Source organism: uncultured Flavobacterium sp. (assembly GCF_963925415.1).
Taxonomy (GTDB): domain Bacteria; phylum Bacteroidota; class Bacteroidia; order Flavobacteriales; family Flavobacteriaceae; genus Flavobacterium.
This window is the reverse complement of the sequence record NZ_CAWUTS010000124.1, coordinates 1-10,197: the sequence shown is the minus strand read 5'-3', so window position 1 is coordinate 10,197 and position 10,197 is coordinate 1. Positions and strand designations below refer to the sequence as shown.

Annotated in this window: 13 protein-coding genes and 1 pseudogene; 9 read left to right on the top strand and 5 right to left on the bottom strand. The window is 29.5% G+C overall.

Translation table 11 applies throughout. The features are described from left to right. Both AABM47_RS09825 and AABM47_RS09820 read left to right on the top strand, forming a co-directional pair. The coding region (locus AABM47_RS09825) for an ATP-binding protein (protein WP_338410748.1) at positions 1 to 299 on the top strand (299 nt) is incomplete at its 5' end. A gap of 2 nt (positions 300 to 301) precedes the next feature. Continuing rightward, positions 302 to 949 (top strand): response regulator transcription factor, encoded by a 648-nt coding sequence (locus tag AABM47_RS09820; protein ID WP_338410747.1) that lies wholly within the window; start codon positions 302 to 304, stop codon positions 947 to 949. Here AABM47_RS09820 and AABM47_RS09815 read toward each other — a convergent pair. The 4 genes from AABM47_RS09815 to AABM47_RS09800 all read right to left on the bottom strand — a co-directional run bounded on the left by AABM47_RS09815 (position 946) and on the right by AABM47_RS09800 (position 4,434). Then, entirely contained in the window at positions 946 to 1,173 is a 228-nt protein-coding gene (locus AABM47_RS09815; RefSeq protein ID WP_338410746.1) for a hypothetical protein, read from the bottom strand. The two genes, AABM47_RS09820 and AABM47_RS09815, sit on opposite strands and share 4 nt — an antisense overlap. 20 nt (positions 1,174 to 1,193) lie before the next feature. Next, positions 1,194 to 2,099, bottom strand: coding sequence for a prohibitin family protein (locus AABM47_RS09810; protein WP_338410745.1), 906 nt, complete (start codon positions 2,097 to 2,099; stop codon positions 1,194 to 1,196). 2 nt (positions 2,100 to 2,101) lie between these two features. Beyond that, positions 2,102 to 3,478: an MATE family efflux transporter gene (locus tag AABM47_RS09805; protein WP_338410744.1), complete on the bottom strand. Its 1,377-nt coding sequence runs from the start codon at positions 3,476 to 3,478 to the stop codon at positions 2,102 to 2,104. Between the two features lie 77 nt (positions 3,479 to 3,555). Continuing rightward, the gene (locus tag AABM47_RS09800) at positions 3,556 to 4,434 is read right to left on the bottom strand and encodes a PPK2 family polyphosphate kinase (RefSeq protein ID WP_338410743.1); all 879 of its coding nucleotides are present in this window, start codon (positions 4,432 to 4,434) and stop codon (positions 3,556 to 3,558) included. Positions 4,435 to 4,495: 61 nt separating this feature from the next. Here AABM47_RS09800 and AABM47_RS09795 point away from each other — a divergent pair, with 61 nt between their 5' ends. The 7 genes from AABM47_RS09795 to AABM47_RS09765 all read left to right on the top strand — a co-directional run bounded on the left by AABM47_RS09795 (position 4,496) and on the right by AABM47_RS09765 (position 9,875). Then, complete coding sequence (locus AABM47_RS09795; protein ID WP_338410742.1) at positions 4,496 to 5,311, top strand: hypothetical protein; 816 nt, start codon at positions 4,496 to 4,498, stop codon at positions 5,309 to 5,311. After that, positions 5,312 to 5,899, top strand: a complete 588-nt coding sequence (locus AABM47_RS09790) for a phospholipid scramblase-related protein (RefSeq protein WP_338410741.1) — start codon at positions 5,312 to 5,314, stop codon at positions 5,897 to 5,899. A gap of 136 nt (positions 5,900 to 6,035) precedes the next feature. Beyond that, the gene (locus AABM47_RS09785; protein WP_338410740.1) at positions 6,036 to 6,569 is read left to right on the top strand and encodes a sigma-70 family RNA polymerase sigma factor; all 534 of its coding nucleotides are present in this window, start codon (positions 6,036 to 6,038) and stop codon (positions 6,567 to 6,569) included. 4 nt (positions 6,570 to 6,573) lie between these two features. Beyond that, the gene (locus AABM47_RS09780; protein ID WP_338410739.1) at positions 6,574 to 7,506 is read left to right on the top strand and encodes a hypothetical protein; all 933 of its coding nucleotides are present in this window, start codon (positions 6,574 to 6,576) and stop codon (positions 7,504 to 7,506) included. Positions 7,507 to 7,610: 104 nt separating this feature from the next. Then, complete coding sequence (locus AABM47_RS09775) at positions 7,611 to 8,801, top strand: TonB-dependent receptor plug domain-containing protein (RefSeq protein WP_338410738.1); 1,191 nt, start codon at positions 7,611 to 7,613, stop codon at positions 8,799 to 8,801. Continuing rightward, positions 8,791 to 9,162, top strand: a complete 372-nt coding sequence (locus AABM47_RS09770; RefSeq protein WP_338410737.1) for a hypothetical protein — start codon at positions 8,791 to 8,793, stop codon at positions 9,160 to 9,162. The genes AABM47_RS09775 and AABM47_RS09770 overlap by 11 nt, the downstream gene beginning before the upstream one ends. A 56-nt stretch (positions 9,163 to 9,218) precedes the next feature. Beyond that, positions 9,219 to 9,875 (top strand): hypothetical protein, encoded by a 657-nt coding sequence (locus tag AABM47_RS09765; RefSeq protein ID WP_338410736.1) that lies wholly within the window; start codon positions 9,219 to 9,221, stop codon positions 9,873 to 9,875. Positions 9,876 to 9,948: 73 nt separating this feature from the next. Here AABM47_RS09765 and AABM47_RS09760 read toward each other — a convergent pair. Then, positions 9,949 to 10,197: pseudogene (locus tag AABM47_RS09760) on the bottom strand (ABC transporter ATP-binding protein); the annotation flags it as partial.

Sequence of the window (10,197 nt, the reverse complement as noted above, 5' to 3'; positions counted from 1 at the left end):
TTGTTTTAGTGGAGTCCTATCAAATTAAAAGTGTATTATATAGAATTGTGCAAGAGTTTTTACAAAACAGCATCAAACATTCTAAATGTGAAAACATATTTATTTCTTTGCAAAAGAAAGATAATTCTATTCAATTGCAGTTACAAGATGATGGAATTGGTTTTGATTTGAAAAAACTAAAAACAAACGGAATTGGGCTACATAATATAAAAAAAAGAACAGAAATTCTTGGTGGCACATTTGAACTTGAAAGTAAAACAAATTTTGGAACAAAACTTACAATATTAATACCTTTATAAAAATGAAAAAATCTATTGTAATTGTAGACGATCATGTGTTAATTGCAAATGCATTAAGCAGTATAATTTCAAATTTTCACTCTTTTGAAGTGCTATATGTTTGTGAAAATGGTAAAGACTTGCAAGAAAAATTTTCAAAAAACAACATTCCAGATATTGTTTTGTTAGATATAAGTATGCCAATAATGAATGGTTTTGAAACTGCGTTTTGGCTAAAAGAAACCTATCCAGATATTCTAATAATGGCTTTAAGCATGCAAGATGACGAGCAAAGCTTAATTAAAATGATAAAAAATGGTGCAAAAGGCTATATGCTTAAAAATGTGCATCCTATAGAATTAGAAAATGCTTTATTAAAACTGTTTTCAAACGGGCATTTTTTTCCAGAATGGGCAGCAAGTAAAGTTTTTACTAGTTTAAGTGATGATAATATTGATGCCGAAAGAGAAATTATTTTATCAGATAGAGAAAAAGAATTTTTGAAATACACTGTAACCGAAATGAATTATAGAGAAATTTCAGAAAAAATGTTTTGTAGCCCAAGAACTATTGAAAACTATAGAGATAGTCTTTTTGAGAAATTAGAATTAAAAACTAGAGTTGGATTAGCTGTTTATACTCTAAAAAATGGTTTTAACGAGCAGAATTAATCTTCAAATTCTTCCATTTCCTTATCATAAAACTCACCGGCGAGAGTTATTAAATGTTCCATTTCCGATTCTAATTCGCGTTCATCCTCTTCATCAATTTCTTCTAAAAACTCTACTTCATCATCTTTTAAGTTGATTAAAAATCTTGGATAATCAAGATGTACAATGAAAATGTCATCTGGAAAGTCTGAATTATCTCCTAATATAAATTTTGGTCTTATCATTTTTCTTGCAATTAAATTGTTTATTTATCTGATAAAATTATCGGTGTACTTTTACCATTCATTAAAATTACTTTAGCATTTTGTGATTTAGCAATTTCTAGCTGCGCTTTAATAGATTCATATTGCAATTGCTTATCTGTTAAACCCGAAGAAATTATGCGTTGATAATCGGCAATACCTTGAGCTTCGACACGTTTACGCTCAGCTTCTTGTTTTTCTTTTTGCAAAACAAAAATCATTTTTTGAGCTTCTTGTTCGGCATTAATTTTAGATTCTATAGTTGTTTTTACAGAAGCTGGTAAATTAATATTACGTATTAATAATTGCTCTAAAACCAATCCTCTACTTTTAAAATCTTTTTCGATAGAATTATAAATTCTAGTTTGAAACTCTTCTCTTTTAGATGAGTATAATGCTACTGCATCATAAAAAACAGCATTGTCTCTGATACGCGTTCGTGTAACAGGGCGTACAATTTTATCGGAATAGTTGATCCCTAATTTTTTATAAATAACGGGTGCATCACCAGGTAAAACTCGATATAAAACTGTTAAATCAATAATTACTTCTAAACCATCAGCAGATAAAACTCGTATGGCATCATCTCCAGATTTAGCCCCTTCTTCATTTAAAGCTGACATTGTATAATTTTGTGTTTGTATATCAAATGGAGTTATGTCAAATAATGGATTTACAATATGCAAACCACTTTCTAATATAGAAGGTTTTACTTCTCCAAATAATGATTTTACACCAACTTTTCCTGCTTCAATCTGAACAAATAGCGATGATAAAAAACCCAATAATACGATCAACAAACCTGCATATTTAAGTGGGTTTGATAATTTTTGGGCTTGTTGATTTTGTGATTTAATAGCAAAACTAATGCCTATTAAAATTATTCCAAATATTGCTGCTGATATCATAATTATTTATTAATTAATTTTTTTGTCAAGTAATTAAAGCGAAGATACAAAAAAATAGCTGCCGCTGTTAATCCTGCTAAAAGTCCTAGCCATATTCCTACTGCTTGTAAATCGGTATAAAGTCCTAAATAAATTGATATAGGGAAGCCTATAATCCAATACGAAACAAATGTCATATACATAGGAATTTTTACATCCTGCAAACCACGCAATGCTCCTAAAACTACAACTTGAATGCCATCTGAGATTTGAAAAACAGCTGCAACTAGTAATAAATGCGAAGCAATTGCAATAACTTCTAGGTTTTCTAAAATAGGATTGCCTAAGCCATCTTTTGATTCTAAAAATAATAATGGAAAATAATCATAAAAAATAATGAAAATTAAAGCAAAAATTATTTCCAAAAATATAGCTAATAAAAATATGGACATGGCCACAATACGCAGTTTTTTATAATCGTTTAATCCTTTTTGATTGGCAACTCGTATCATAGCGGCCACACTTAATCCCATAGCAAACATAAAGGTTAAAGATGCTAAACTTAATGCAATTTGATTAGCTGCTTGGCTTGTGGTACCTACAATTCCTGAAAGCCATATGGCACCTGTAAAAAGGGCTACCTCAAAAAACATTTGCAATGCTGATGGTGTTCCTAATTTTATGATGGTTTTATTAACTTCTTTTTTAATTTTTTTTATATCAAAATCTTTAAAAAAAGGATGAAATTTTTCTTTTATAGTCATCATATAATGCATAAATACTAGCATTACAATTCTGGACACTATAGTGCCAATAGCCGCACCTACAATTCCCAATTCTGGAAAAATCCATATACCATATATCAATAAATAATTTAAAAGCACATTAACAAGATTGCCTAAAATAGTTGCCCACATGGAGTATTTAGTTTCACTCATTCCATCTGCAAATTGTTTGTATGCTTGAAAAATTATTAAGGGTATCAAAGAAAACGCTACTATATTTAAGTAAGGCTTAGCTAGCTCAACTACATTTTCGGGTTGACCCATAAAACTAATCAGTGGTTTTGAAAAGAAAATTAACGCAAACAAAACAAGGCCTAAAATTGAACATAAATACAAGCCATGATGAAATATACTTCTACCCTCCTCAATGTTTTTTCTGCCATCAGCTTCAGCAATTAATGGAGTAATGGCTGTTGAAAACCCTATTCCTAGAGACATCGCTATAAAAATAAAACTATTTCCTAAGGAAACTGCTGCCAATTCATCAGCCCCTAATTTGCCTACCATAACATTATCAACAATTCCAACAACAGTATGACCTAACATTCCTAAAATTATAGGATAAGCCAACTTTAAATTATAAGAAAATTCTTTGGTGTATGTAGATAAATTCATTTGCAATTTTAAAGTTGCAAATATAGGGTTTATTTTGAGTTTTTAGATTTTAGTCAACCGCTAATTTAACTACAACCTTATGCCTCACTATTCAATTGATCATGGTAGATTTTAATATTACTCTTTATATCGTCTTGTAATTCTGGGTAATGAAAATCGTATTTATTCAATTCATCTAACATAATTTTGGCTACAATATATCGTGCCGTTTCTTTATTATCAGCAGGAACAACAAACCATGGAGCATAATCTTTTGATGTGTTATTTAATACATCTTCATAACATTCTTGATATGTATTCCATAATTCACGTTCTTTCAAGTCGCCTGGAGAAAATTTCCAATTGTGTTTTTCAGTTTCTAATCTTCGCAATAAACGTTGTCTTTGTTCTTCTTTACTTAAGTGCAAATAGAATTTTAATACAATTATCCCATTTGAAGTAATGTGCTTTTCAAAGGCATTGATACTCTCAAATCGGGTTTCCCAAAATGCTGGAGTTATATCTTCTACCGAATTGATACTTGGAATATTCTCATTCAGAATATAATTAGGATGAACGCGTGTAACCAATACGTTTTCGTAGTGTGTTCTATTAAAAACAGAAAATTTCCCTTTTTCGGGTAACGCTAAATAGTGTCTCCAAAGATAATCATGTTCCAATTCGGTTGAATTTGGAGTTTTAAAACTATGCACTACAACACCACGAGCATTGAACTCTTTAAAAACTTCTCTAATTAAACTGTCTTTTCCAGCGGTATCCATTCCTTGTAGACAAATTAACACACCATATTTATTATGTGCATACATTTTGTCTTGCAATTTGCTTAGCTTTTCTCTTGTTTTTTGTAGTTCTTTTTCCTTCTTTTTTTCAGAAGTAGCTACATCAATAAGCGTTGGGATATTTTTTAATTGAATAGGCTTTGTAACTTTAAGCGTGGAAGTATCTATATTTTTCATTTTTTAAATTTTATTCATAAAGATAAATGTATTTTTACAACCAAAAAAATTATCAAGCAAAATGGAAAAATTTCAGCTTCAATTGTTTCTTAATATTATGGGTATTGGTTCGGCATCAGGTTTGTTATTTAACGAGAATTCTCTATTCTTGATTTCAGATAATAGTACCTATTTGTATGAATATCAAATTGAAAAAGCAAGTTTAGAAAAACATGCTTTGGTTGAAAACCCTGCTGAAAATATCCTAAAAAAAGACAAACTCGACTTTGAATCGATGGCTTTAAAAGACAATAACGTAATTATTTTGGGTTCTGGTTCTACAAAAAAGAGAAATCAAAGAATTAGTTATGATTTGAAATCGAAGAAGATTGAAAATAAAGATTTCAGCGTAGTCTATGAAAGGTTTAAAAAAGAAGCTTCTCTTTCTGATGATGATTTGAATATTGAAGGAGTAATTATTACACCGGATAAAAGTTATTTTTTCCAAAGAGGAAATGCAGGAAATAGTGCTAATGGCATTTTTATATTGAGCGCAGACGATTCTTTGGTGTTTAAGAAAATAATATTACCAAAGATTAATGATGTTGAAGCTACTTTTACCGATGCTATTCTTGTTGATACAACCATTTATTTTTTAGCAGCCGTTGAAAATACGACTTCGACCTATCTTGATGGTGAAATTTTAGGTTCTTTTTTAGGGAAAATTAATGTAGAAAATCTTGAACTAGAAAATACGATGCTAATTTCTAAAACAAATAAATTTGAAGGGATTACGTTATTCAAAGAATCCGATAAAGAAATCGAATTTCTACTTTGCGAAGATAATGACACAGAAGAATTAAAGTCTGAAATATATAAATTAACAATCAATAAATAAATGAATTCCATTTTATCTAGAAACGTTTTCTTAGTGAAAGAAAAAGTAGGCATGTTTAAAGCTGCCAATAGTTATGATATTTTTAATCCAGAGAATGGCTCGTTAATGATGTCTTGCACAGAACCTAATTTAGGATTTTTCACCAAACTTTTCCGTTTTACAGACTATAAGCGAATGACTCCTTTCCATGTTGTCGTTAGCGATACGCAAGGAAAACCAATTGTAAGTGTAAAAAGAGGAGTAGCTCTTTTTAAATCGGATGTTGAGGTTTTTGATCAAAACGAACGTTTAATTGGCGTTTTTAAACAAAAAGTTTTCTCTTTTGGAGGGAAATTCGAAATTCACGATGCAAACGACCGACATTTATGTACTTTGCAAGGTAAATGGACAGGTTGGGATTTTAAATTTGTACAACATAATAAAGAAATTGCAACCGTTTCTAAAAAATGGGCTGGAATGGGTAAAGAGTTTTTTACTAGCGCAGATAATTATGTTTTAAATATAGATAATTCGGTTGGAGCAGAAGATCCAATACGACAATTAATCCTAGCAGCAATCATGTGTATTGATATGGTTTTTAAAGAATAATAATAGAAATAGTAAAAATATAAAGGCATAAGTGATAAAAAACGTATGCCTTTTTTTATTTTTAAAGAAATATTTTCAATGCTTTCCCAACCTTTTTCTAAATTTTATACTCTATATAAATAGCAAACCAATTGTGATGGATGAAAAAATAATAAAAGCCTGTAAAAAACAGAACCGTGATGGGCAACGGCAGCTATATGAATATATGGCTCCTAAGCTTTATAGTTTATGCAAGCGCTACTTGAAAAAAGAGGAAGAAATAGAAGAAGTTTTAGCAGATGGATTTTTTATCATCTTCACAAAGCTGAATCAGTTAAAGGAGAATTATGCTTTTGAAGCTTGGGCTCGAAAAATTGTGGTAAACCAATGTTTACTACAGTTAAAGAAAAACATAAACTTCAATTTGTATTTAGAAGATGTAAGTTATAAATCGCTGCCTTTAGCCGATGATGTTACCGATTTGGAAGAAGCCGATTTACTGAAACTACTTAACTACATTCCAGAAGGTTGTAGCACCATTTTCAATTTGTTTGTTATTGAAGGCTTTTCACATAAAGAAATTGCGGCTCAATTAGGTATTTCCGAAGGCACTTCAAAATCACAATTAAATGCTTCAAAAACAAAGTTAAAAGAGCTAGTGAATATATATTACTATCAAAAAGCGAGATAAGGCAATGGAAATTGAAAATAAATTACATAAAAAAATACAACAAGCTGCTAAAAATGCAGAATTGAATACTTTCCCAGGAATGGAAAAAGTGTGGTCGAGAGTTGAAGATAAATTAGATACCAATGTTTTAAAGCAAGAGAAAAACAGTTGGAAAAAAATCAGTGTTGCAGCTTCAGTGGTTATTGTGGCAACTATTATATATCATTTTTACATGAATACTACTCCTATTCAAAGAGAAGAAAACAGCATTGTAGTTTCTGACACTATTAAAAAGAAAATGATACTTGTAGCACCTTTAGTAGAACTAAAGAAAGACACAACTCTTTCGCTTAAAAAAAACGAGAACGTATTACTGAATAATCAACCTGAGATTGTTTTCGAAGAGATGTCAATTGTTCATAATGATGAAATGCAATTAGGAGAACTCGATGAAAAGACACTACCAAGTGAAGAAAGAATAGTAGGATTTTCATCAAAATCTGACTCTATTTTAGCCAAACCAAAGAGCATTGTTTCTGTAAACAATACAATACAACCTATTATAGCATCAAAAAATGAAATACCTCGAAATACTTTCTTGCCTAACGCTAATGATGCGATGCAAAATCAAAAGAGCAATGTGAAACCAAATCCTTTAGTGGTTATTGATGGAGAAGTAGAAAGTATGAGTAAAATAGAAACCATGATAGATAATGAAGAAATAGACACTATGATTGTTTTGAAAAAACCATTGTATATTATAAATGGAGTAGAATATTCTGAAGAGTCTTTGTTTGGGAAAAATCCAACAAGTCCTTATTATCCTTTAGATAAGCAAAAAATTACAGCAACAACGATTTATCAAAAAGAAGAAGCACAACAACGATATGGTGAAAAAGGAAAAGATGGCGTAGTTATTATTAGTACGAAAAATGGAAAGCCACTAAAAAAGAAATAATTTAAAAAATATGAAATCGCCACTAACAACAAGTTTGCTGCAAACATACACCAATAAAGATGGCGATACCATATGACCTATAAAAAACAAATAAATATCTACATATGAAAAGTAAATTAATCCTATTATTTGTTGTTTTTTCAATCTCTGTAGTGTTTGCTCAAGATTCAATACCTAAGCAAAAAGGATGGAGAATAAATACAAAACCAACAGTAAATATTGCCAATAAAATTTTATACGTTGTCAATTCTAACTATGTATCAGAAGATATTTTAAAGGACATCAACCCTAATAATATTGAAAGAGTGGATGTGTTAAAATACCAAGCTGCAACAGCAATTTATGGTGAAAAAGCTCAAAATGGAGCACTAGTTATCACAACCAAAAACATTTCTAAAAAAGAATTAGAAAAAATGTATATGTTATATGCTAATGAATACAAGCTTAACGCAAAGAAAAAAGCTAGAATACTTGTAGGTAAGGTAATCAATTGCGAAAGCGAGCCAGTGAAAGATGTGAAAATAACCAATCTTAACTCCAAAGTAATAGCAAATTCTGACAGCTTAGGAAATTATAATATTGAAGTTAGAAAAAATGATATTTTACAGTTTGAAAAAGCGAACTATGAATCACAAAAAATAATAATTGGAAAACAAAAAACGATTACTATCTCTTTAAAAGCTCTACTTGTTTCAAATGATAAACAAATTTTACTTAGAAAACCAGTAATTTACCTCTATCCAACAAAAGAAACAGAGGTTACACTGCAATTCGATTTTAAAGGGAAATTACTAACTACTTTTCCTAAATATGAAGGAAATTGGAAAGTAATTGCTGCTCCAAACGGACAACTTTTTGACACCAAAACCAAACGTAATTATAGTTCTTTGTTTTGGGATGGAGTAATAGATTTTCCAAACGAACATTATCAATATACAGATGGTTTTGTTGTTGAAAAAGAAAACTTAATCGATTTTTTTATTGAAAAATTGAAACATATTGGATTGAATAATCAAGAAACTAATGAATTTATACAGTTTTGGTTGCCTATTTTAGAACGAAATGAGTTCAATTTTATTCATTTTTTAACAAATGATGCTTGTAATGAAATTTCTGTGAATAAGGTAAAACCAAAACCAGAAACAGTAATTAGAGTATATATGGAATTTTACGGTATAGATCAATTTGAAAGCATTAAAGAACAACAATTACCAAAAACAAATCGTAAAGGTTTTACGCTAGTAGAATGGGGTGGAGCCGATGTAACTAATAAAATACAAAAAGATGAATTATAAAATTTTGGCTGTATTCTTATTCTTTTGTTTTCAAACACAAGCACAAGAAAAACAATCAAGAGCAACAACTACAAAAATTAAAGTAAAAGGTCAGGAAACTAAAATTGAAGTAAATTCAAAAACGCAAACTATTTACATCATTGGAGGAATTGCGTCAACCATTACCAAAGAAGATCTCGATTTTGCTAAAAAATACAACATTCAATACTATGATTTTGGTTGTTTACCTCCAGTGAATTTTCAAGAATACGAAGCTAAAAATGCATTAGTGTTTGAGTCATTGAATAAAGAATATGGTATACAATGGCAAAAAGAAATGAAAAGTTCCGCTATGGGTTTTGATAAGTGGAGGAAGAAATAGCATTTATTGAAAGATTACGGCATAATTATTGTAATTTTTTTCTTAAAATAAAACTAATGAGAAAGGTATTTATACTAGTAGTTCTCACTTTGTTTTCTTGCAATAAACAAGAAAAAAGTATTTTAAATCCAAGAGTTGATGAAGTAACGAAAGAGAAATCTGTTATTGAAAAGAAAATAGATAATCCTTTCTTATTTTTAAGTTTAAAAGATTCAATTGATGTTAAAACTTTAGAATTCCCTTTTGAACTTAGAAGAAATGATATTTGTGTTACGGTTTCTATTGGTTATGGTTGGAATGCTTTTGATGATAGAATCCATTATGTGTTTTCAGAAGACAGTACAATAAATGTATTTAAAGAAAAAATTCCAAAAAGCTATCTTAAAGGGAAAAAATATAAAAAAACCGTTGAAAAAATTAAATTAAATGATGAAAAAAGAGAAGAATTATTCAACTCTTTGACATCTGAACAAACAATTAATTTTCAAAAATACAAGCAAACAGATTTTAGAATTGGCTCAAATAAAATTAGTAAGTGTAATGTAACAGATAATAATGGTTACAGCATCCATTTTTTACAAAACAACACACATAATTCCTTTTTCTATTACGCTCCAATATTTGCTTTAAACAAATGTGATGAAGAAACTATAAATAAATCTGTTTTAAAAGAATTTATTGAACTTTTAAAAATTTGGAAAGTTGAATTATAAAAAAAATAAAAAGCTCCAATTGGAGCTTTTTTACTATTTACTTAACTAACCGCTTATTAATAACGCCTAATCTCTATTTTTCAATTTCTTTTAACGAATCCATTTTCTTAATTTCTAGGAAACCTTTCAAGTCTTCAAAATGTTCTTTCACTCTTTGATTACCAAATTCGAATACTTTCGTAGCCAAACCATCTAAGAAATCTCTATCGTGCGACACCAAGATTAATGTACCATCAAAGTCGCGCAGAGCATCTTTAATAATATCTTTTGTCTTCATGTCTAAGTGATTTGAAGGCTCATCTAAGATTAAAACATTAACAGG

Coding starts and splice junctions, on each gene's coding strand:
- AABM47_RS09790 (WP_338410741.1), top strand. CDS start 5,312: ATGAATTCCATTTTATCTAGAAACGTTTTCTTAGTGAAAGAAAAAGTA.
- AABM47_RS09815 (WP_338410746.1), bottom strand. CDS start 1,173: ATGATAAGACCAAAATTTATATTAGGAGATAATTCAGACTTTCCAGAT.
- AABM47_RS09780 (WP_338410739.1), top strand. CDS start 6,574: ATGGAAATTGAAAATAAATTACATAAAAAAATACAACAAGCTGCTAAA.
- AABM47_RS09800 (WP_338410743.1), bottom strand. CDS start 4,434: ATGAAAAATATAGATACTTCCACGCTTAAAGTTACAAAGCCTATTCAA.
- AABM47_RS09795 (WP_338410742.1), top strand. CDS start 4,496: ATGGAAAAATTTCAGCTTCAATTGTTTCTTAATATTATGGGTATTGGT.
- AABM47_RS09805 (WP_338410744.1), bottom strand. CDS start 3,478: ATGAATTTATCTACATACACCAAAGAATTTTCTTATAATTTAAAGTTG.
- AABM47_RS09770 (WP_338410737.1), top strand. CDS start 8,791: ATGAATTATAAAATTTTGGCTGTATTCTTATTCTTTTGTTTTCAAACA.
- AABM47_RS09785 (WP_338410740.1), top strand. CDS start 6,036: ATGGATGAAAAAATAATAAAAGCCTGTAAAAAACAGAACCGTGATGGG.
- AABM47_RS09765 (WP_338410736.1), top strand. CDS start 9,219: ATGAGAAAGGTATTTATACTAGTAGTTCTCACTTTGTTTTCTTGCAAT.
- AABM47_RS09810 (WP_338410745.1), bottom strand. CDS start 2,099: ATGATATCAGCAGCAATATTTGGAATAATTTTAATAGGCATTAGTTTT.
- AABM47_RS09820 (WP_338410747.1), top strand. CDS start 302: ATGAAAAAATCTATTGTAATTGTAGACGATCATGTGTTAATTGCAAAT.
- AABM47_RS09775 (WP_338410738.1), top strand. CDS start 7,611: ATGAAAAGTAAATTAATCCTATTATTTGTTGTTTTTTCAATCTCTGTA.